Raw genomic sequence first — 21,564 nt, forward strand, 5'->3', positions numbered from 1 at the left:
GACATCTTATTCAGACGCCCCTCGGTAAAACGATGACTATGCTTACCCGTCGACCATTCGGCGACTCGCTTTTCGGGGGTCGTCGCCGATTACCGAGACAGGTACTCAGTGAATCGAAGAACTGACCAGTTCGATACCGCTGGAAACGCCACACGTCTGATACGCAGAACGGCGCTGGGCCTGCTGCCCCTGGCGATCGCCGCCGGACTGCTCGGCCCCGCCCCGGCCCAGGCCGCCGGCTCTCCCGCCGGCGACTCCGACCCGACGAGCGGGGCGTACTCCGACCGCGGCCGGGTCCTGGAGCTGTGGCAGGCGGGCGGACCCGGACTGCGGGCCGCCGCGGAGGTCGCCCTCACCGGTGCGGACACCGACGTACGGCACTTCCTCGACGACGTCGCGCCGGAGGCCGCCTACCAGGACGACCGCGTCCAGACCGCGCAGGTCGCGAGCATCGGCGGACGGGGGCTGCAGGAGGCCGCCCGCAAGGCGCTGGCCGGGTCGCAGGACGACCTGACCGCGTTCCTGAAGGACGGCTGGAAGGCACCGCTGGAGCAGGACCAGCGCGTCCGCATCGCGCAGATCGTCGACGCGGGCGGCCCCGGCGTGCAGGACGCCGGCCGGGCCGCGCTCGACGGCACCACCGACGACATGACCGCCTTCCTCGACGAGGGCCAGTACACGGAGCGCGAGCAGGACGAGCGGGTCCAGCTCGTGCAGATCGTGAGCACGGGCGGACCCAACGTCCGGGCCGCGGGCCGGGTCGCGCTGGACGGCACCGCGGCCGACATCCGCGAGTTCCTCCAGGTCGGCCAGTACGTCGCCCGCTCACGGGACCAGGAACGCGCCACGGTCGCCCAGCTCGCCGCCCAGGCGAAGGAGGCCGGACGCCAGGCGAAGGCGGAGACGGAGGCGGCCAAGGACGCCTCGGCGCGGGCCGTCGCGGCCTCGGCGCTGGCCAAGGAGGCCGCGCAGAAGGCGGCGAAGGAGACGGAGGCGGCCCGCAAGGACTCGGTGCGAGCCGCGTCCGCCGCCTCCCGCGCGGCCACGGCCGCGAACCAGGCCGCCAAGGCGGCCCAGCAGGCCATCGACGCGGCCCGGGCCGCCAACAACTCGGCCCGCACGGCGGCCAACGCGGCCACCCAGGCCGCGGCCGCCGCGACCGGTGCCGCCCAGGCCGCGAGCCGGGCCCGCGGGGCGGCGGCCGACGCCGCCACGGACGCCACCAAGGCGAGCACCGCCCGCAAGGCCGCCGACGACGCCCGTACCGCGGCCAAGGGCGCCCGGCTCGCGGCGGACGCCGCCAACCAGGCCGGGGTCGCCGCGAACGCGGCCGGGGACGCGGCGAAGGCGGCGGCGAGCGCGGGCGGCAACGCCGACGCGGCCGCCAGTGCCGCGAGCGACGCCAGCGCCTACGCGGACCAGGCCGGCGTGCACTCCGCGGAGGCCGACGCGGCGGCTTCGGCGGCGCGCGCCCAGGCCGCGGAGGCCACCCGCGCCGCGAACGCCGCGGAGAGCCTGGCCCGCAAGGCGGCGACCGCCGCCAACGAGGCACGGGACGCGGCCGACTCCGCCGCCACGCACGCCGAGAACGCGGCCAAGGCCGCCGACGCGGCCGCCGACCACGCCACGGACGCCGCCAACGCGGCGGCCCAGGCGACCGCCCACGCCAAGTCCGCCAAGGAGGCGGCGGACGTCGCGAGCGCGGCCGTGACCAAGGCCAAGTCGGTGTTCACGCTGGCCCGTCAGATCGAGGCCGAGGAGCTGACCGCCCGTACGAACGAGGCCGTCGCACGGGCCCGGGAGCTCAAGGCACAGGAGGAGCAGCGGCAGGCGGCACAGAACCGCGCGACACAGGCCTCCGCGGCCCTCGAAGCCGATGCCCGGCAGCTGGGCACGGCTGCCTCCGCACCCGGCGCCGACCTCCAGAAGATCGCCGACGACGGCCGTGACCTGGCGTTGCGCACTCTGAAGTCCCGTGGCCCCTGGAGCCGTTCGGCGGCGGGGGACGCGCTCTCCGGTGACGCCGCCGAGGTGGTGTCGTACGTCCGTACCGCCCGGGTCGAGGCGGCCCAGGCGGACGAACGGGCCAGGGTGGAGACGCTGGCCCTGGATTCGCCGTCGTCCGACGTGCGCGGCAAGGCCGAGCAGGCCCTGGCCGGCGACACGGCCCGGATCAGCACCTTCCTGAAGGACGGCCAGTACCAGGCGATGGCCGACGACCTGCGCGTCTACATCGCGCGGGTCGTCTCCACCGGGGGTCCCGGCGTCCAGGAGGCGGGTCGCGCGGCGCTGAACTCCGGTTCCGTGGACCGCTACCGCGCCTTCGTCACCGACGGCCAGTACCAGGCCCGTACCGAGGACGAGCGGGTCCGCGCGGCACAGCTCGTCGACAGCGGCGGCCCCGAGGTCAAGGCGGCGGCCAGGATCGCGCTGGAGGGGCCCGCGCCGCTGCTGCACGCGTTCACGCAGCACGGCCAGTACCAGGCGCAGCGCAAGGACCAGCTCGCGGCCGGCCATGTCGCCCTGGTCCAGCAGCTGATCTCCGAGGCCGCCTCGGTGGCCGCCACCGCCCAGAAGAACGCCGCCGAGGCCGGCAAGGTCGCCGCCACGGCACGCAAGGCCGCGGCCGAGGCCAAGGAGTACGCCAAGCAGGCCGACGCCTCGGCGAAGGCCGCCAAGGGGTACGCCGACGACGCCCTCGAGTCCGCCAAGGACGCGGAGACGTCGGCGGCGAACGCGGCGGCCTCGGCCAGGACCGCGCGGGCCGCGGAGAACGACGCCCACGCGGCGGCGGCCCGGGCCGTCGAGTCGGCCACCCAGGCGCAGGCGTCGGCGAACTGGGCCCAGGGCTCGGCCGACTCGGCGTGGAGCGCGGCCCAGGACGCCCGCGCGTCGGCGACGGCCGCGGGCAAGGACTCGGTGGCCGCCGGCAAGGCGTTCGAGGACGCCTTCCGGACCGCGGTCACCAAGCAGAAGCAGGAGGAGGCCGAGTACCGCAGGACGGAGGAGGCCTGGCGCAAGGCGCAGACCCAGGACGCGCCGGACGAGGACTCCGGCAGCGACTGGGTCCCGGACTGGCTGGAGGACACGGCGGACACCGTCCTCACCTACGGCGAGGCGATCCTCACCAACGAGGACGTCTGGACGGGGCTGGCCGAGACCGGCGCGGGCGTCGTGATGATGGGCGTCGGCGGCTCCGGCGACATCGCCGGCGGTGCGCTGTGCATCACCGGCATCGGCTGTCTCGCGGGGGCCCCGGCCATCGCCGCGAGCACGACGCTGATCGTCTCGGGCGGCTTCACCACCGCCGACGGCGTGGGCCGGTTCAACGACGGCCTGGGCCAGGCGCTGCGTGAGGCGCAGAGCAAGAGCAACGTCAACAAGGTCGTCCAGCCGGGCCCGAAGCCGGCGCCGAGCAGCCTGCCGGGCTTCCCCAAGGCCGCCCGTGCCAAGCCGAAGACGCCCGTGCAGGGCGGCGGGGGCCTGCGCAAGCGGTGGAAGGACCCGGGCACCGGGGAGATCTACGAGTGGGACTCCCAGCACGGAACGGTCGAGAAGTACAACAAGCGGGGCAAGCACCTCGGGGAGTTCGACCCCGATACTGGTGCCCAGACCAAGCCCGCGGACGGAACCCGGAAGGTGACCCCATGAAATACCTCGTCGCCCGCTACGCCAAGGACGAGGACACCCCCGAGTCGGTCACCGACGTCTCGTCCGTGGGCGCGGACGCGTTCGCGGGGCTGCTGGCGATGCCCGCGGACCGGCTCACCGACGTGTATCCGCTGGGGCCGGAGCACGCGGACGGTTTCCACCGGCTGACCGGCATGGCACTCGACCTGGACCGCTTCGAGTACTTCCTGGAAGTGGAGGACTCACCGGCCTGACCGCTCTCACCGGCCTGACCTGGCCCGGGGCCCCTGCCGGGGTCCCGGGCCATCGTCTTTCGGCTCTCAGTCGAACCAGCGGTCCCGGGCCAGTTCCTCCGTGCGGGACGGGTCCTCCAGCAGGGCGGCCACCTCGAAGCGGCGCGGCCACTGGCCGGCCGCCCAGGCGAGTCCGGCGGCGACGCCCTCCAGGGTGGCGGCGTGCAGGACGCCGTCCCCGGTGAGCCGCCAGTCGATCTCGACGCCGTCGACCAGCAGCTCCTCGTGTTCGACGTAGGTCTCCGGGGTGCGCGGGCCGAGCAGGACGTGGACCGGCTCGGGGACGTCGTGTTCGGTGCCCTCCGAGTCGACCGACCCCGTCACCGACTCGCTCAGCCGCCGCACCTGGAACAGCTCGGCCAGTTCGGCGGCGCGTGCGGGCCGTACCGGGAGCAGCGGGACGCCGGCCGTGAACGGCAGCAGGTCCGGGGAGTCGACGACCACCGCGTCCGCCGCGTCCACCACCTCCACCCGGCCGTCGATCACCGCCCGCAGCTCGTCGGGGAGGGTCACCTGCTCGGGGTCCAGGTCCGCCAGCGCGCCGTAGAGGGCGTGCAGTTGGGCGCCGGTGACGGAGCGGTCCGGGTCGGCGAGGCGGTCCAGGAGTTCGGCGGCGCCGCCCGGCTCGTCGAGGAGGGCGGTGACCGAGGTCCGTACCCCCAGCGCGCGCAGCACCTGCTCGTCCTCGAAGCCGGTCGCGTCGGCCTCCTCGTAGAGACCGCGCAGCAGCGGGTCGCCGCCGGAGGCCAGCAGACCGGCGGGGCGGCGGCCGTCGAGCACCGGGTGACCGCGCAGCCACCATGCGGTGTACGGCCGTACGACCTCGTGGGTGCCGTCCGGCAGCAGGATGCGGACCGGCTGGGTGAGGGCGTCCCGCAGCGGCGGCCGGGCGAGCAGGGCGAGGGCCTCGGGCCAGTGGTCCTCGTCGACGAGGTCGAGGTCTCGGACGGCGATCAGCTCGGTGGCGACCGGGGGCACGGGCGTGTCCGGGAAGCGGTCGAGGATGTCCTCGCACCAGACGTCGACGGCGTCGAGGAGGCCGGCGTCATCAGGTTCCGCGAAGTCCCCTTCGCGGGGCTCCAGTTCGTCCGGGTCCAGGACGACGTCGGTGGCGCGGACGAGGGCGAAGTCCGCGAGCACCCCGCAGGCGGCCAACGGCTGTTCGCCCCACTTCTCCGCCAGGTCGGCGGCCACGGCGGCGAGTTCGCCTTCCCTGATCACCCGGGCGAACGGGCTGCCGGGGAGGACGAGTTCACCGGCGGGGGCCGGCTCGCCGTCCTCGTCGGGCAGGGCGAGGGCGCCCAGCCAGGGCTCGTCGCCGGGTTCCAGGCCGGCGTCCCGGACCAGGGCGAGGACCGTGTCCGCCAGCTCCTCGGCGTCCGGGGTGTCCTCCTCCCAGTTCACGCTTCCCTCGTCGTCCAGGGAGGCGGCCACGGCGGCCCGTACCTGCGGGGTGGTGAGGACCGCGCGCGGGGTCGCGGGCAGGGCGCCGAGCTTCTCCAGGAGGGGGTGGGCGGCGTCCTGGTGGGCGACCTTGAGGCCGAGCCGGGCCAGGACCTCGGGGTCGATGACCGCGTCCGCGGTGGGGAGCAGGATCTGGCGCGGGCCGATGGTGGTCCGCCCGTCGGCGAGCGGAACCGGCAGCCCGGACAGCCGTTCCGGGTCGACGCCCGCGAGGCTGTCGTAGAGCCGCCACCACCAGTCCGGGTCCTTCTCCAGGCCGGCGAGGCGGTCGACGGCGTCGGCGAGCGGCAGGCGGCTGACGGACAACGTCCGCAGTTCCACCCGGCGTTCGAGACCGGCGGGCAGGAGCGTGGGGAGCACCTCGGCGAGGACCCGGACCGTGTCCGCGCCCGCCCCCTCCACGATCTCGGCGTCCCGCGGCCGCAGCGCCTCGGGAAGCTCGCTGTCGTCGCCGGGCTCGACCGCGGGCGGCAGGAACGCGGTGCGCGGCAGCCGCTCCAGGATCGCCTCGCGCAGCGCGCCGTCCAGCTCGCCCTTGCCCAGCGGGCCGGGCACCAGATGGATGATCCCCTCCCCCACCGGCCGCCAGCCGGCGAGGAGTTCGGCGTACGCGTCGGCCGCGCGCTGCACCAGGAAGTCGGTGAGCGGGCCGGGGGCGGCGTGCCGGCGGGTGGTGTCGAGGGGGAACGACGCGATGAGCAGGGCGGGGACGCCGAGGGGCTCGTCGCTGGGGGTGGGGGCGTGCAGCACGGCGGCGGTGCGCGGGCGGTCCGGGACGCCCGCGCCGTCCGTGGGCACGGCCCAGGTCAGCGACCAGTGCGGACGCAGCCGCTCCTCCACCGGCCGGCCGGCGAGCAGCTCCGGGGTGAGCGGGCCGTGCGCGGAGACGGTACGCCAGCGGGTCGTGCCCTCCTGGGAGTCGTCCACGACGGTGAGCTCGCCGTCGGTGCCACGGCGCAGGGTGCGCACGGTGGCGCCGGTCTCGATCACGACCTCTTCCAGCCCCGGCAGGGCCAGCAGGAGGGCGTCGTCGACGGCGGCGAGGAGGCGCTCGGCGAGATCGGTGGCCGCGGTGTCCCTGAGCGGCAGGATCACGACCGTGTCGTACGGGTCCGGGGCGGTGCCCTCGGCGGCGAACGGGAGCCGGAGCAGCGGCACATGCCCGTCCCGGCGACGGATCTCGTCGCCGAGCCCGGTGCTCTGCCGGGCGGTCTCCTCGGCCAGTTCCCGGGCCTCGGCGAGCGACCACCGCACGCCACCGTGCCGGCCGACCACCGCGGGCTCGTCCGTCACCGCCAGCACGGCGGCGAAGCCGACCCCGAACCGGCCGACGGCACTCTCGGTCTCCTCCCGCTTCGCGGAGGCGCGCAGGGTGGAGAGGGACTCGACGCCGGCCGCGTCCAGCGGGGCGCCGGTGTTGGCGGCGAACAGGACGCCGTCGCGGAGGGTGAGCCGGAACCGGCCGGGGACACCGGCGCGGGCGGCCGCGTCGGCGGCGTTCTGGGCGAGTTCCACGACGAGCCGGTCCCGGTAGCCGCCGAGGACCAGGTCCTCCTCGGCGTTGGCGTCCTCACGGAACCGGGCGGGGCTGGTGGCCCAGGCGTCGAGGACACCGCGGCGCAGGCGGGCGGTGCCGAAGGGGTCGGCGCCCTCGGCGGCCGGCCGCACGAACTTGCTCACGTTTTCTCTCCTCGTCGACGAGAGGACGAAGGTACCGCGCGCCGGGGGTCCCCCCACCCGCCCACCCGACCCGATCAGCCGGGAGGCGCAGGCCCGGCCCCCGGCCCGATTGCCGGCCGGATCCCCCTGTCGTACCTTGGCGCCAGAATCGGGCTTGTCGGCGCGTTGGTGGCTGGGTGGCGCGTCTCCTCGACATGCCCGATGGAGACATCAGTGCCGTACCGCTCCCTGCTGCACGTCGCAGGCGTGGGCTTCTTCCCGCTGGGATTCCTGGCCCGCCTGCCGTACGCCTCCGCGGCCCTCGCCACCCTCGTCCTGCTGCAGTCCTCGACCCGCGGTTACGCCTTCGCCGGTCTCGCGAGCGCCGCCCAGAGCATCGCCACCGCCCTGGGCGGCCCCCTTCTCGGAACCCTGGCCGACCGGCACGGCCACCGACGCGTCGGCGTCCTCGCCGCGCTCGCCAACATCGCCGCCTGGGCGGGCCTGTTGGCCGCGAGCCACGGCAGCCGGGCCGCCATGCTCGCGGCCGCCGGTCTCGTCGGCCTGACCCAGCCCCAGGTCGGCCCGCTCGTCCGCGTGCACTGGTCCCGCCTGATCCACCGGCGCGGCGAGCACCGTCTCCTCCCCACGGCCCTCTCCTACGAGGCGGCCGCCGACGAGCTGAGCTTCGTGGCCGGCCCGGCGCTGGTCGGCGTACTGGCGACGGTCACCCCGCACGCCCCGGCCACGACGGCCATGCTCCTGCTCACGGCGACCACGCTGCCCTTCGCCCTCCGCTACGCCGATGACACCACCGCACGCGCCGCCGCGGGTGCGGGTGAGCGGCCCCTGCCGTACCGCCCGCTGGCCGTGCTGTTCCTGGCGATGGCGGCCATGGGGGCGGTCTTCGGCGCGGTGCAGACGGCGGTCACCGTGTACGCCGACACGATCGGCGAGACGGGTGCCGCCGGGCTCGTCTACGCCGAGTTCGGCATCGGCAGCGCCCTGGCCGGCGCGGCCTGCGCCTGGCTGCCGCGACGGTTCACCCTGCGGGCGCGGTACGTCACGTTCGCCGCGGCCCTCTTCGTCGGCATGCTGCTGCTGTTCGCGGGCGCCCGCGTGCTGCCCCTGCCCGCCGCCGTACCGGTGGCGAGCGTCACCGTGGCGCCCTACATGATCACGCTCTACGCCCTCACCGAACAGCTCGCCCCGGCGGAACGGGCCACGACCGCGATGACCGTACTGTGCGCCGGAGGCCCCTTGGGCACGGCCGCCGGCCAGGCCGTCTCCGGCGCCCTCGCCGCGCCTTACGGCACCGAGGGCGCCCTTCTGGTCGCCCTCACGGCAGCGACCGGCGCGCTCCTGCTGGCGGCCGGGGTCAGCCTTCGGAGGCGGACGTGACGACGGTCGCCCACAGCTCGGCCTCCGAGGCGGGGAACCACGAGGGACAGCCCGACCGTCGGGAGATCAGCACTCGGGTTCAGGCACGGGAACGCTGCCGCCGGTAGGGGTCGGCAACCCCCGGGTCGGGCAGCGTGCCCTCCAGCGGCCTGCACTCGGCAGCGGCAGTGTCGCGTACCCCGCCGGCCCTGGAGGTGCAGCACCAGCCGGCCCTTCTCCAGCGGGCCGTCGACCACCTCGCCGATCGCGGGGCCGAACAAGGTGTCACCGGGACACAGCGGCGGCAGCGGGACATCGCCGGTCTCGCCTCCGATGAGGGTGCGCAGGCCTGGGAACACCAGGAAGTGGGTGTTGCGGACGAGTACCTGCCCGGCCTCGGGACGGGGCACGGGGACCCGTGCCAGGGTGAAGTCGTCCGCGGTCGGCAGTCCGGCGGGGCGGCGGACCAGGCGCACGAGGCGATGAGTCGCGTTCATGTCCGGACGCCAAGCCCTGACCCATGGGACAGGGTCAAGACCCGGCTGCGGCGTCTACCGCCGGGCGCGTGCCAACTGGAGTACCCCCTCGCGCAGTTCGATGGTCGGCGGGCCCGAGGAGGTGGTCGACCGGGTACGGACGGACGGGCCGCCTCCCTACGAGTGACCCAGTTCCGCCGACGTCTCGTCCTCCGTCGCCGGTACCGAGCCGGAGTCGGAGGCGGGGCGGAGCGGGAAGGGGTCGACGCGGGTCTCGTCGATCACCGGGGGTGCCACCACCGGCGGCTTCGGCATGACCGCGGCCTCCGAGTGGCCGCCGCAGCCGTAGGCGAAGGAGACGACCCGACCGTCGGCCGGGGAGAACTCGTTGGCGCAGACGCCGAAGGCCTGGCCCAGGGAGCCGCCGATGGGGGTGAGGAAGCCGCAGCTGACGCAGGTCGCGGGGGCCGCCTGGGCCATCGGGGTCTTCGCGCCGAACGACTCCTCCCAGCGGTCGGCGGCGATGTGCAGGCCGTAGCGGGACAGGACGCGGGCGCGGCGCATGCCCAGTTCCTCGGCGACCGACGCGATCGTGCCCCGGGAGGGGACGGTGGGCAGGTGCGCGGGCGTGCCCGCGGTGACCTCGGCGTCCTCCGCCTCCGCCAGCTCCTCCATCTCCGCCGAGACCGGGGAGTTCGGCTCCGGTCCGTCCTCGCCGGTGTAGCCGGGCTCCAGACGGAGGTCCTCGGCCTCGGTGGGGAGCAGGTCGCCGGGGCCCATGTCGCCGGGGCGCAGCCGCTCGCTCCAGGGCACCCACTCGGGGGCGAGGAGGGCGTCGGAGCCCGGCAGGAGGACCACCTCGTCCAGCGTGACGACCTTGGCGCGGGAGGCGCGGGCCACCGTCACCGCCCAGCGCCAGCCGCGGTACCCGAGTTCCTTGCACTCGAAATAGTGCGTGACGACGCGGTCGCCCTCCGCCACCGCTCCGGCGTGCTCGCCCACCACTCCGGGTGCGGCGGCCTCCTCGGCGGCGGTCCGGGCGAGGTCGACGGCCTCGGCGCACAGACGGTCGGGGGTGCGGCTTCGCGTTGTCGCTGCGCTCACAGGTATCGCTTCTCTCCTACGCCGTCTCACGAGTGCGGCTGCCTCCGGCGGTGGGGCGAACGGAGCGGACCTGTGGGCCGCATCGACGTCCGCGTCCGATCGCGCTCGGGCGCACCTCTGCCATCCATTGTGCTTTATGGCTGAGATAGGCACGCTACCCCGTCGCCGGTAGTGGGGGACAGTCCGCCGCGATGCCTGCGCGGCGGCGGGGGGCCGACAGCGGGGGGTGCCACACGAGGTTGTGGGCCTGCGGGACGCTGCGGTCAGCTCCGACTCGCTTGGTCACAAAGTGCACTAGGAACTGTCGTCTCAGGGCACTATGAACGACGTGGCAACCGCGAAGTCCCCCCAACAGACCGTCGGGGTCGGTAGCGGTGCGGGCCGGATGCGCGGTGCCGTCCGCTCGGTCGGGCGTGCCCTGCATCTCCCGGTGACCGGTACCGCCCGGGGTATCCGCAAGGCCACGCACGCGCACGGCGCCGGTGAGTCCGGCCTGGGCAAGCTGATCGAGCTGCACGCGGTCAACGGCGCGGGCGATGTCATGATCACCGTCGCGCTGGCCTCCACCGTGTTCTTCTCCGTGCCGACCGACGAGGCCCGGGGTCGGGTGGCGCTCTATCTGGCCATCACGATGGCACCCTTCACCGTTCTCGCCCCGGTCATCGGTCCCTTCCTCGACCGCCTTCCGCACGGCCGCCGCGCCGCGATGGCCGGTGCGATGCTCGCCCGGGCACTGCTCGCACTGATCATCTCGGGGGCGGTGGCCAGTGGCAGTCTGGAGCTGTATCCGGCCGCGCTCGGGGTGCTGGTCGCGTCGAAGGCGTACGGCGTGGTGCGCAGTGCCGTCGTGCCCCGGCTGCTGCCGCCTCGGTTCTCCCTCGTGAAGGCCAATTCACGGGTCACTCTCGCCGGGCTGCTCGCCACCGGTGTGGCCGCCCCGATCGGGGCCGGGCTGCACGCCATCGGCGACCCCTGGCCGCTCTACGGCGCCTTCGTGATCTTCGTTGCCGGGACGTTTCTCTCCTTCACCCTCCCCACGAAGGTCGACTCGGCCAAGGGCGAGGACGTGGCGCTGCTCGCCGCCGACGAGGAGCATCTGCACGGCCCGCTCCGGAAGGAGGCGAAGCGGCCGGGGCTGCGGACGGTGGGGCCCGCCGTCACGCACGCGCTCGGCGCGAACGCGGCCCTGCGCTGCCTCTCCGGCTTCCTGATCTTCTTCCTGGCGTTCCTGCTCCGCGAGCACCCGCTGACCGGCGAGAGCGCGGCGGTGTCGCTGGGGATAGTGGGTGTCTCCGCGGGCGCGGGCAACGCGCTCGGTACGGCGGTGGGGGCCTGGCTGCGCTCCCGGGCGCCGGAGATCATCATCGTGACGGTGGTCGCCGTGGTGCTGGGGACGGCGATCGTCGCGGCCCTGTTCTTCGGCGCCTTCCTGGTGGCCGTGCTGGCCGCGGTGGCCGGGTTCGCGCAGGCGCTGGCCAAGCTGTGCCTGGACGCGCTGATCCAGCGGGACGTGCCGGAGCAGGTGCGCACCTCGGCGTTCGCGCGCTCGGAGACGCTGCTCCAGATGGCCTGGGTGTTCGGCGGCGCGGTCGGCATCGTGATGCCGCTGAACGGCACCCTGGGCCTGGTGGTGGCCGCCGCGATCGTGGCAGCGGGCTGGCTGGCCACCCTGCGCGGCCTGCTCACCTCGGCACGGCACGGCACACGCCCGCGGCCGAGGGTGGCCTGACAAAGGCACCTGGCGTAACGAACCGGGCACGCCGCACCCCGCTTGGGGGGCGGGCCGGGAGGTCCCGATAGCCTTCGGCCATGACCACGCTGCAATCCCGCTCGCGACGCCGCCGCGTCGTCGCCGCCGCCGGCGCCGTTTCCGCCGGACTGCTCGTCCTGTCGGCCTGTGACAAGCCGTCGCCCATCGCCACGATCACCGTCGGTACGAGCTCGGTCAACTCCGAGGCCACCTGTTACAACGACGGCAAGGCCCTGAACACGGCCTCCCTCGCGAACTGCCTCAAGGACACCGGGATCAAGTCCATCAAGGTGGACCCGGACGACACCGTCCGCTTCGGCGTCGACCCGAAGATCGCGGACAACGGCTGGACGATCCTGATGAACGGTCAGGCGCTCACCGAGTCCAGCACCAAGACCTACCGCACCATCCCGGGCAGCGTGTTCTTCAACGCCCAGTACGGCGCCTCCGGCAACTCGACCCTCGTCTCCATCAAGGAGGGCGACAAGTCGGTCCTGGGCCTGTGGTCCTTCAAGCTCAAGAAGGACGCCTGACCACGTCCGGCGTACGCATCCTCGTGGCCACCGCGGTCCCGGCCGAACGGGACGCGGTGGCAGGGGCGTTCACGGGCGGTACGACCGAGGTACGGCTGCCGGCCGCGACGCTGCTGCGCACCGCCGAGGGGTACGACCTGCTGGCCGCCGGAGTCGGGCCGGCCCTGGCCGCCGCGGGCACCGCGACCGCCCTCACCGCCGCCGCCCTCGACGGCCGCCCCTACGCCCTGGTCGTCTCCGCCGGGATCGCCGGCGGTTTCCGGCCGGCGGCCCCCGTGGGCTCCCTGGTCGTCGCCGACGAGATCATCGCGGCGGACCTGGGCGCCGAGACGGCCGACGGGTTCGTACCGGTGACCGAACTGGGATTCGGGACCGTCAGCCACCGTCCGCCGGATCCACTCGTACGAGCCACCGCCGAGGCGACCGGAGCACGCCCCGGAGCGGTACTCACGGTGTCCACCGTGACCGGCTCGGCCGCCCGCGCGGCCGAACTGCACGCCCGGCACCCGCACGCCCTGGCCGAGGCCATGGAGGGCTTCGGCGTGGCCGAGGCGGCCGCCGCGCACGGCGTGCCCGTGCTGGAGATCCGCGCGGTCTCCAACCCCGTAGGCCCCCGCGACCGCGCCGCCTGGCGCATCGCGGACGCCCTGGCCGCCCTGACCGAGGCCTTCGGGAAGCTCGCGCCCGTCCTGGAGAGTTGGAACCCACATGACCACCGCTGACTCGTTGCGCATCGCGTACTCGCCCTGCCCGAACGACACCTTCGTCTTCGACGCCCTCGCCCACGGCCGCGTCCAGGGCGCGCCCGCGCTCGACGTGACCTTCGCGGACATCGACATCACCAACGGCATGGCCGAGCGCGGCGAGTCCGACGCGCTGAAGGTGTCGTACGCCGTGCTGCCGTACGTCCTAGAGGAGTACGCGCTGCTGCCCTGCGGGGGCGCGCTGGGGCGGGGCTGCGGGCCGCTGGTGCTGACGCGGGAGGCCGGCACGGACCTTTCGGGCCGTACGGTCGCCGTACCGAGCGAGCGGTCGACGGCGTACCTGCTGTTCCGCCTCTGGGCGGCGGACACGCTCCCCGGTGGCGTCGGCGAGATCGTGGTCATGCCCTTCCACGAGATCATGCCGGCCGTACGGGACGGGAAGGTCGACGCGGGGCTGGTGATCCACGAGGCGCGCTTCACCTACCAGAACTACGGGCTGCACAAGCTCGCCGACATGGGCGAGCACTGGGAGAACACCACGGGCCTGCCCATCCCGCTCGGCGCGATCATCGCCAAGCGCTCGCTGGGCGCGGAGAGGCTCACACAGCTCGCCGAGTCGATCCGGACGTCCGTCCACGCGGCCTGGGACGACCCCGAGACCTCCCGGCCGTACGTCATGGCGCACGCCCAGGAGATGGACCCGGCCGTCGCCGACCAGCACATCGGGCTCTACGTCAACGAGTTCACCTCGGAACTCGGCGAGGACGGCTACGCGGCGGTACGCGGACTGCTCACCCGGGCGGCGGCCGAGGGACTCGTGCCGCCCCTCGGTCCGCACGCGCTCGATTTCCCGTAAAAGCACTTACGGGACTTGCACGCTTACGCGACTTGCCTGTCTCTTACACGCTTACACGTCAAGCTGGTCCGCGACCGCGCGCAGCAGCCCGGCGATCTTCGCGCCGGCCGCCTTGTCGGGGTAACGGCCGCGCTCCAGCATCGGCGTGATGTTTTCGAGCAGGGTCGTCAGGTCCTGCACGATCGAGGCCAGCTCGTCCGGCTTCTTGCGCTGGGCGGCGGCGACCGACGGGGTGGGGTCGAGCAGGACCACCGACAGTGCCTGGTCACCGCGTTGACCGGCGACTACGCCGAACTCCACGCGCTGTCCGGGCTTCAGCACGTCGACCCCGTCGGGGAGAACCGAGGAATGGACGAAGACGTCACCGCCGTCGTCACGGGAGAGAAAGCCGAAGCCCTTCTCGCTGTTGAACCACTTGACCTTGCCAGTCGGCAAAGCACACACTCCCTCGATCCGTCCTGGCCACGCCCGGACGCCTTTGATCTGCCGTCGAAACACCTTACCGGGGGTCTCTCCACCGGGATACGCCTTAAAACGGGATGAGCCCCCGCCTGTGCCGACAGAGGCTCAAAGTGATGGGGGAAGTGTGATGGCCGGCCGATGTACCGGTAGAGGGTCGCGCGGGCGGCCCCAAGAGCCTCCCCCCGTCCACCCCGGGCTTTGGCCGCTTCCGGTCCGGCACGCGTACGGTCCCGAAGCAAGGAGTGCCGGAGCTGCGCCGTCCTCCCGGGTGCTCCTTCCCGGCGCAGGAAGTGCCCCATAACAAAACTGGAACACCCTTGAGGAATCGCCTCACTCTCCCAATTCCTTTCCGTGGATACAGGTCGCACTGCTGGGGCTCGTTGCCCTGCTGGCCGGATTCCGTGTCTGGGAGCAGTGCACACGGTGACCTGGGAAATCGCGGCACTGGAACCGTTCGCCGTCCAGCGATGCGAAGGCGGCCTTGAGCGGTGACTACGCCCCAGGTATGGAAACTTTCAGGAACTCGGGGACCTCCCCGGTACCGAATTCCCTCAGCTCCGGGTTGGTCCAGTGCGCCGGAACATTCCGACCGACCAGAAGCCTGTCCGTTCCGTCATTCCTACCCAGGTCGAGTTCCCGCGCCATGGTCTGAATATCTCCCAGATCCATGACCATTCCCGTCCCGGCGCCGGGAATCGCATCACTCCAAGCCCAGAGCTTCACCTGATACTTCCGCAGGAATTCCCTACGGTCTTCCTGGTCCTTGACCCCCCAGACCTCCCCGTACTTCTTACCCGTCGCCCACAACGCAGGGCTCACCCTCTCGGCTTCCTGCTTTTCCGGCCGCGCCTTCGCCGACTGGAGTTCTCTTGCCCGGGAGGGACCGGTACCGGCGCGTTCGTACACGTCCCACTGTCCGACAGAGTCACGGATCGCCTGGTCAACCCAGTCGTCAAGGATGTCCGCCCGGACGTACGGGCCGCCGGCGCATGAGCCGCCCTTGAACCTGTTCGAGCATCGGTAATACCTGTGTCCGGGAACCCTCGTACCGTCCTTCCGCTTGTGTCCGGAGTTCAGGAGCGAGGAAAAGGATGCTCCGCATTCGCCGCAGCGAGCAATACCGGCAAGCAGACTCCTGGCGCCGGTCCTGCTTTCCGTGTGCTCCGCCTTGGGGGCGGGTTTGATCTGGTCCACCAGATATTCCCACTGCCGCAGTGTCGCCAGGGGCGCATCCGGGAGGATCACCGGGTCTCCCTCGTCGTCCAGGACAGCCTCACCCTTGTAGGTGTAGATACCGGGAACCCAGGGAGAGCGGATGAACTTGTTGATGATGGTGGACTGCCACTGGGTTCCCTTGGTCTCCTCACCCTTCAGTTGCCTGAGATGATCCGACCACGTGAGTACGCCACGGGAGTTGAAGTCCCGAGCGATTCGGTGGGTGGACTGCCCCTCCCCGATGCGCCGGAAGATCTCGGTCACGTAGGGGTGGTAGTCCTGGTCGATCTCCAGGATCTTCCGCTTCCCTCCCTCCACGGATTTGATCCGGTACCCGGTGGGCGGAGCACCTGTCAGCCATGAACGGTTCTCCAGGCGGGTCTGCACGCCGTTCAGGGCACGGGCCTGGACGGCGTCCCACTCTGCCTCGGCGAACACGGCGGTCATCCGGGCCATCGTCTTCCCCTGAGGGGTGGACAGGTCGAGTCCCTCTTCCACGCACACGACGGACTTGCCGTTCTCCTGCGCCCACTCCAGCAACTCGTTGAAATGCACGGAGCGACGGGTGAGCCGGTCCATCCTGGCCGCGATGACCACGTCGAACTCATCGGCCCGGTCCGTGAGCCAGCGTCCCAGCCCGGGGCGCTTGAAGGGGCTCATGGAGCCCGAGACGTCCGTGTCCTCCGCCTCGCCCACCAGAACGCCGGACAGGTGCGGAGCGGCCACGTGACGGCGGATCACGCCACGCTGCCACTCGACGGACGTGGAGCCGTCCGAGTCGGCCGACCGGCGCAGGCAGGCGAGGTGGCGGAGACCGGGTGTCATGAGGGGAGGCTAGCTGTGTACCTGGGCAACCGGCCGGTTGTTCCTTCGGGCAGGGAACTACCCTGGCCGGGTGCGTGACGAAACCCAAGCGAATTCCGCCGGGCCCGGTGACCGACTGATCCGCGCCGGTGCCGTGCTCTTCTTCATCGGTACGGTGGCCACTCTGGTGACCGTGATACCGCTGTTCCTCGGTGCGAAGCCTTTTCCGACCTACATGTACGTGCTGAGCATGCTCATGGGCGTCGGCTTCCTGGTCGCCGGCGCCGGAGTGCTCCAGTCGATCGCGGCGGGGCGCCGTCAGGCCCGGGAGGCGTCCTCCCGGTAGGCCGACAGCCAGGCCGGGAGTTCGGTGAGGTCCCCGAGAACCACGTCGGCGCCCGCCGCGAGCAGTTCGTCCGCGTCGCACGGCCCGGTGGCCACGGCGACGGACAGCGCTCCGGCGGTACGTGCCCCGCGCACGTCGCCGACGTGGTCGCCGACGTACACGCCCGCGCCGTGCTCGCGCAGCGCGACGGCCTTCTGCTCGGCCCAGAGGTCACCGACCACCGCGTCGGGGACTATGCCGAGGTGGCTGAGATGCAGCTTCGCATTGGGCTCGTACTTCGCGGTGACCACGACGGCCTTGCCCCCCGCGCCCTGCACCGCCGCGACCGCCTCCCGCGCGCCCGGCATGGCGGGCGTCGCCGCGATCGCGATCTCCGGATACATGGCCCGATACAGATCACTCATCTCCGCGACCCGCTCGGCCGGAAACCAGTGCACCAACTCGTCGGCGAGCGGCGGCCCCAGCCGTGTGATCGCCAGATCGGCATCGATGTAGGTCCCCGTGCGCTCGGCCAGGGCCGTGTAGCAGGCGTGGATCCCGGGCCGGGAGTCGATGAGGGTCATGTCGAGGTCGAAGCCGACGGCGAGGGCGCGTGAAGTCATATGGGCCATTGTGCCCGGACGCCTTGGGACGCTGTTCGGGTGCGGGTGCGTGGGGGCTTGTCGCGCCCCTCCAGGTGGGACCAGTGGACCCACCTTCTTGGGGGCGCGGGAAACTGCGCGAGCAACCACGACGGGCCCGCAGCCGCCCGACAACCGGACCCGGCGCCCCCTACCGCGCTCTCTGCGACCGCCACACCAGATACAGCGCCGACGCCACCGCCGCCCCCCGCACCACCCACGGCCAGGTCTCCCCCACCGCACCGCTCATGTGACCCTGGGCTATCGGGGCGCCCCAGCGGCCGACGCTCCGTCCCCACACCCAGACCACTCCGGCCGCGACGGACAGTCCCGGTACCCACATCACGGCCAGCTTGGTCTCGGTGGGGCTGAGCCGTCGGGAGCCGTAGGCGATCAGCCAGCCGAGGAGCAGCGCGAACCAGTTGCCGAGCACCGCGCCCACGACCAGCGCGGCGGCGGCGAGCAGCAGCAGGGGGTTGCTCCAGCCGACCGCGGGCCGGGGGACCACGCGGAAGCGGCGGCGGGCGGGCGGCACGGCTTCGGCCGCCTCGGCCTTCGGGGCGGGCTCGGCGGCCTCCTCCGGCTCCCCGGCCGCCTCCTCCTCCGGCTCCTCCTTCCGCAGCCGCGGCTTCCGGAGCAGCTCCGGGATCTCCACACCGCCCACGAACCCCGGCACGGTGTCGCCGTCCCCGAACGGGCTGCTGTCCACCCGCCACCAGTCGGGCGGCATCGGACCGTCCTCCGGCTCGGCGGGCCGCGGACGCGGTACGACGCGGCGCAGGTCCTCGCCCCTGGCGGGCGCCCCGGCCTCCCGCTGGGCGGGAACCGCGGCCGGCGGCGGTGGCGGCGCGGTCTCCGTGGTGCCCCCCGCCGCCTCGACGACCTCGTCGGGCGAGCCCAGCCGGTCCAGGATGCGCCGCACGGCGGCGGGACTGTCGACGGTCGCCTTCGCCCGGTGCCGGTCGATCTCGTTGCGCAGCCCCGACACCAGCCGCATACGGTCGGACGACGACAACTGGCGCTGGTGCGCGATGTCCCCGACGCGGCTCAGATACTCGTAGACGACCTGATCACTCTCGATACCCACGAAGTCCCCTCCGGGGCTGCTGCGTTGAATAACCCGTCGGAACGACGGTAGCGCAGGTCACGGTTCACGTCGGCCGGCACACCAGCGGGTAACGCGTCTCCGAGCAGGGGCGGTTGCCGTACTCCCGGAGGATGTCCTTGCCGCCCTGGTCGGTGAGGTAGCGCAGGAAGGCGGCGGCGACGGAGCCGGCGGGCGGCTCACCGAAGGTGTAGGCGTACTCGGTCTGCCCGTACGGGTACGTGCCGTGCTCGACGCCTTCGAGGGTGGGCGGCATGTCGCCGATGTTCAGTTTGACCAGGTCGGCGGAGGTGACGCCGGCCGCCTCGCTGTAGCCGAGGGCGCCGCGCTGCGCAGCCGTGGTGTCCAGCATGTAAGTGGTCCATGCCCCCCGGCGACCACGGCCTGGACCTCCGGCTGCGGGAAGGGCGGAACTGCCGTGATCCTCCCGCTGAAGTTCATGTGGGGGACATCTGCGAAACGTTCCGTTCGCCCGGTGGCTGCCCTGTACACAGAAGAGGCCGTGGGACAGGTGATCCCGGTCCCCGCCCCGCACCCGCTACCGTGGGTCGGATGAGCAACCCGGCCACCCCGCCGCGTTCCCTCGCGGAGGCGCTTCGCGCCAAGGACGACGCGTCCCTGGCCGTACTGCTGCGCGCCCGCCCCGACCTCATCACCCCCGTCCCCACCGACCTCACCCAGCTGGCCACCCGGGCCGGCACCCGCGCCTCGGTGCTGCGCGCCCTGGAACGCCTGGACCGCTTCGCCCTGCAGACCGCGGAGGCGCTCGCGGTGGCCGGCGACCCGGCGTCGTACGGGGAACTGCTAGGCCTGATGGCCGGCGACGGCGGGGACCCGCTGGTCGCCGCCGCCCTGCCGCGCGCCCTCGGCACGCTCCGCGACCAGGCACTGGTGTGGGGCGACGACGACCGGCTGCGGCTGGTGCGGACCACGCGCGAAGTGCTCGCCCCGTCCCCGCAGTACCCCTCGCCGACCGGGCTGGGCCCGACCGTGCGGGAGGCCACCTCGGGCATGTCGCCGGGCCGGATCCAGGAGATCGTCACCACCGCCGGACTGCCCTCGACACATGACTCGGTGTCCGCGGCGGACGCGCTCGGCAGGCTGTTCGGCCACCGCAAGAAGATGGCGAAGCTGCTCGCCGCCGCGCCCGCCGAGTCCCGCGAGGTCCTGTCCCGGCTGGTCTGGGGGCCGCCGTACGGCCAGGTCACCCCGGAACCGGCCGCCCATCTGCGCTGGCTCCTCGACCGCGGCCTGCTGCTGCCGACCGGGCCGGGCACGGTCGTCCTCCCCCGCGAGGTCGCCCTGCACCTGCGCGAGGGCCGGGCGCACCGCGAGCCCGAGCCGGTGCCGCCCGCGGTCGAACCGACGGCGACGCACCGTCCACAGGTGGTGGACGCGACGGCGGCCGGGCAGGCGTACACCGCGCTCGCCACCGTCGAGGAGCTGCTGAAGGACTGGGACGAGGGCGGTCCCACCGTGCTGCGGGCCGGCGGGCTCAGCGTCCGGGACCTCAAGCGGACGGCTGTGGCCCTGGACCTGTCCGAGCCCGTCGCGGCCTTCTGGGTCGAGCTGGCGTACGCGGCCGGGCTGCTCGCCTCCGACGGCGAGGCCGACGAACGCTACGCGGCCACCCCCGCCTACGACGAGTGGCTGGACCGCCCCCCGGCCGAACGCTGGACCCAGCTCGCCCAGGCCTGGCTCACCGCGACCCGCGCCTCCGGCCTGGTCGGCGGCCGGGACACCAAGGACCGCGCGCTGTCCGCGCTCGGCCCCGGCCTCGACCGCTCGGCCGCGCCCGAGGTACGGCACCGGGTGCTGACCCTGCTGGCCGGGCTCCCGGAGGGCACCGCCCCGGCCGCCGCCTCGGTACTGGCCCGGCTGCGCTGGGAACGCCCGCTGCGCGGCCCCCAGCAGCAGGGCGACGACCTGCGCGGCCGCCTGGCCCGCTGGACCCTGTCGGAGGCCGAGCTGCTGGGCGTGACGGGACGCGGGGCGCTGTCCGCGCACGGCAGGGCGTTCCTCGGGGCGCCACCGGTGGAGCCCCTGGTGGAAAAGGAGCAGGAGGCCGCCGGGCCCGGCGACAAGCTCCCCGTGCACCACCACCGTCCCGCCGCCGTCCTCGAACCCCTCTCCCCGCCCGAGCAGGCCGTCGCCGCCGCGGCCGCCGGCCGTCTCCTCGCCCCGCTGCTGCCCGAGCCCCTCGACCACGTCCTGCTCCAGGCCGACCTGACGGCGGTCGCCCCCGGCCCGCTGCAACGCCCGCTCGCCGACGCGCTGGGCGTACTCGCCGACGTCGAGTCCAAGGGCGGCGCCACCGTCTACCGCTTCACGCCCGCCTCGGTCCGCCGTGCCCTGGACGCCGGCCGTACCGCCACCGACCTGCACGCCTTCCTCACCACCCACTCCCGCACACCGGTCCCGCAGCCGCTCGCCTACCTGATCGACGACGTGGCCCGCAAACACGGCCATCTGCGGGTGGGGGCGGCCTCGGCGTACGTCCGCTGCGACGACGACACCGTCCTGAACGAGATCATGGCCGACAAGCGGGCCGCCGCCCTGCGCCTGCGCCGCCTGGCCCCGACCGTCCTCGCCACCCAGGCCGACCCGGCCGCCCTCCTGGAGGGCCTGCGCGCGATGGGCTACGCGCCCGCCGCCGAGTCCGCCGAGGGCGATGTCCTGATCACCCGCGCCCACGCCCACCGCACGCCGCCGCGCACGGCCCCCGAGCCGGTCCCGGACGGCCCGCCGCCGCCGGACGGCACCCTCCTGGCGGCCGCGATCCGCGCGATCCGCGCCGGCGACCTGGCCGCCACCACCCCGCGCAAGCCGGCCGGCACCGCCGTCCAGGGCGGCGAACTCCCGCGCACCACCCCCGCCGAGACCCTCGCCACCATGCAGGCCGCCGTCCTCACCGGCGGCACCCTGTGGATCGGCTACGTCAACGCCGAGGGCACCGCCAGCCAGCGCGTCATCGCCCCGATCCGCGTCGAGGGCGGCTTCGTCACGGCCTACGACCACACAGCCGACGAGGTACGCACCTACCCCCTGCACCGGGTGACGGGGGTGGCGGAACTCGCGGAGGGGTAGCGGCGCGGGCGGCCGAGCGGGCCAAGCGAGGCCGACTGCGATCCGGCAGCACCGCCAAGGGCTGGCCGCAGTCCGG

General features: G+C 73.4%; 17 protein-coding genes. 9 read left to right on the forward strand and 8 right to left on the reverse strand.

Annotation, left to right across the window (positions count from 1 at the left end):
- Nucleotides 1–108: 108 nt before the first annotated feature.
- Nucleotides 109–3,651 (forward strand): colicin E3/pyocin S6 family cytotoxin, encoded by a 3,543-nt coding sequence (locus ACGFZQ_RS25575; protein ID WP_393842260.1) that lies wholly within the window; start codon nucleotides 109–111, stop codon nucleotides 3,649–3,651.
- Entirely contained in the window at nucleotides 3,648–3,884 is a 237-nt protein-coding gene (locus ACGFZQ_RS25580; RefSeq protein ID WP_351737161.1) for a hypothetical protein, read from the forward strand. The genes ACGFZQ_RS25575 and ACGFZQ_RS25580 overlap by 4 nt, the downstream gene beginning before the upstream one ends.
- Nucleotides 3,885–3,950: 66 nt before the next feature.
- Here ACGFZQ_RS25580 and ACGFZQ_RS25585 read toward each other — a convergent pair whose 3' ends face one another.
- Nucleotides 3,951–7,067 (reverse strand): sacsin N-terminal ATP-binding-like domain-containing protein, encoded by a 3,117-nt coding sequence (locus tag ACGFZQ_RS25585; RefSeq protein ID WP_393842261.1) that lies wholly within the window; start codon nucleotides 7,065–7,067, stop codon nucleotides 3,951–3,953.
- 213 nt (nucleotides 7,068–7,280) lie between these two features.
- On the opposite strand from ACGFZQ_RS25585, the gene ACGFZQ_RS25590 reads away from it, so the two are divergent.
- Nucleotides 7,281–8,447 (forward strand): MFS transporter, encoded by a 1,167-nt coding sequence (locus tag ACGFZQ_RS25590; protein WP_393842262.1) that lies wholly within the window; start codon nucleotides 7,281–7,283, stop codon nucleotides 8,445–8,447.
- Here the strand turns inward: ACGFZQ_RS25590 and ACGFZQ_RS25595 are convergent.
- Together ACGFZQ_RS25595 and ACGFZQ_RS25600 are read right to left on the reverse strand one after the other, a co-directional pair.
- Entirely contained in the window at nucleotides 8,354–8,923 is a 570-nt protein-coding gene (locus ACGFZQ_RS25595) for a hypothetical protein (RefSeq protein WP_393842263.1), read from the reverse strand. The two genes, ACGFZQ_RS25590 and ACGFZQ_RS25595, sit on opposite strands and share 94 nt — an antisense overlap.
- A 156-nt stretch (nucleotides 8,924–9,079) precedes the next feature.
- Entirely contained in the window at nucleotides 9,080–10,006 is a 927-nt protein-coding gene (locus ACGFZQ_RS25600) for a DUF3027 domain-containing protein (protein ID WP_351711408.1), read from the reverse strand.
- Between the two features lie 385 nt (nucleotides 10,007–10,391).
- Between ACGFZQ_RS25600 and ACGFZQ_RS25605 the strand changes: the two genes are divergently transcribed.
- The 4 genes from ACGFZQ_RS25605 to ACGFZQ_RS25620 all read left to right on the forward strand — a co-directional run bounded on the left by ACGFZQ_RS25605 (nucleotide 10,392) and on the right by ACGFZQ_RS25620 (nucleotide 13,849).
- Nucleotides 10,392–11,735, forward strand: a complete 1,344-nt coding sequence (locus ACGFZQ_RS25605) for an MFS transporter (protein ID WP_351737477.1) — start codon at nucleotides 10,392–10,394, stop codon at nucleotides 11,733–11,735.
- An 80-nt stretch (nucleotides 11,736–11,815) separates the two neighbouring features.
- The gene (locus ACGFZQ_RS25610) at nucleotides 11,816–12,289 is read left to right on the forward strand and encodes a DUF2771 domain-containing protein (protein ID WP_351737155.1); all 474 of its coding nucleotides are present in this window, start codon (nucleotides 11,816–11,818) and stop codon (nucleotides 12,287–12,289) included.
- The gene (locus ACGFZQ_RS25615; RefSeq protein WP_393842264.1) at nucleotides 12,259–13,011 is read left to right on the forward strand and encodes a futalosine hydrolase; all 753 of its coding nucleotides are present in this window, start codon (nucleotides 12,259–12,261) and stop codon (nucleotides 13,009–13,011) included. The genes ACGFZQ_RS25610 and ACGFZQ_RS25615 overlap by 31 nt, the downstream gene beginning before the upstream one ends.
- A complete protein-coding gene (locus ACGFZQ_RS25620; RefSeq protein ID WP_393842265.1) occupies nucleotides 12,998–13,849 on the forward strand; it encodes a 1,4-dihydroxy-6-naphthoate synthase in 852 nt (283 codons plus the stop codon). The genes ACGFZQ_RS25615 and ACGFZQ_RS25620 overlap by 14 nt, the downstream gene beginning before the upstream one ends.
- Before the next feature lie 51 nt (nucleotides 13,850–13,900).
- Here the strand turns inward: ACGFZQ_RS25620 and ACGFZQ_RS25625 are convergent, their stop codons facing one another.
- A complete protein-coding gene (locus ACGFZQ_RS25625; protein WP_351711400.1) occupies nucleotides 13,901–14,284 on the reverse strand; it encodes a cold-shock protein in 384 nt (127 codons plus the stop codon).
- Nucleotides 14,285–14,803: 519 nt separating this feature from the next.
- Entirely contained in the window at nucleotides 14,804–16,351 is a 1,548-nt protein-coding gene (locus tag ACGFZQ_RS25630; protein WP_393842266.1) for a recombinase family protein, read from the reverse strand.
- Nucleotides 16,352–16,421: 70 nt separating this feature from the next.
- Here ACGFZQ_RS25630 and ACGFZQ_RS25635 point away from each other — a divergent pair, with 70 nt between their 5' ends.
- Nucleotides 16,422–16,676, forward strand: a complete 255-nt coding sequence (locus ACGFZQ_RS25635) for a hypothetical protein (protein ID WP_382537404.1) — start codon at nucleotides 16,422–16,424, stop codon at nucleotides 16,674–16,676.
- Here the strand turns inward: ACGFZQ_RS25635 and ACGFZQ_RS25640 are convergent.
- The 3 genes from ACGFZQ_RS25640 to ACGFZQ_RS25650 form a co-directional block, all read right to left on the reverse strand.
- Entirely contained in the window at nucleotides 16,649–17,287 is a 639-nt protein-coding gene (locus tag ACGFZQ_RS25640) for an HAD family hydrolase (RefSeq protein WP_393842267.1), read from the reverse strand. The two genes, ACGFZQ_RS25635 and ACGFZQ_RS25640, sit on opposite strands and share 28 nt — an antisense overlap.
- Before the next feature lie 160 nt (nucleotides 17,288–17,447).
- Nucleotides 17,448–18,383, reverse strand: coding sequence for a hypothetical protein (locus ACGFZQ_RS25645; RefSeq protein ID WP_393842268.1), 936 nt, complete (start codon nucleotides 18,381–18,383; stop codon nucleotides 17,448–17,450).
- A 64-nt stretch (nucleotides 18,384–18,447) separates the two neighbouring features.
- Nucleotides 18,448–18,753, reverse strand: a complete 306-nt coding sequence (locus tag ACGFZQ_RS25650; protein ID WP_393842269.1) for a hypothetical protein — start codon at nucleotides 18,751–18,753, stop codon at nucleotides 18,448–18,450.
- Between the two features lie 200 nt (nucleotides 18,754–18,953).
- Between ACGFZQ_RS25650 and ACGFZQ_RS25655 the strand changes: the two genes are divergently transcribed.
- Nucleotides 18,954–21,488: a helicase-associated domain-containing protein gene (locus tag ACGFZQ_RS25655; RefSeq protein ID WP_393842270.1), complete on the forward strand. Its 2,535-nt coding sequence runs from the start codon at nucleotides 18,954–18,956 to the stop codon at nucleotides 21,486–21,488.
- Nucleotides 21,489–21,564 lie beyond the last annotated feature (76 nt).

This window comes from Streptomyces sp. NPDC048254, assembly GCF_043201895.1.
Taxonomy (GTDB): Bacteria; Actinomycetota; Actinomycetes; order Streptomycetales; family Streptomycetaceae; genus Streptomyces.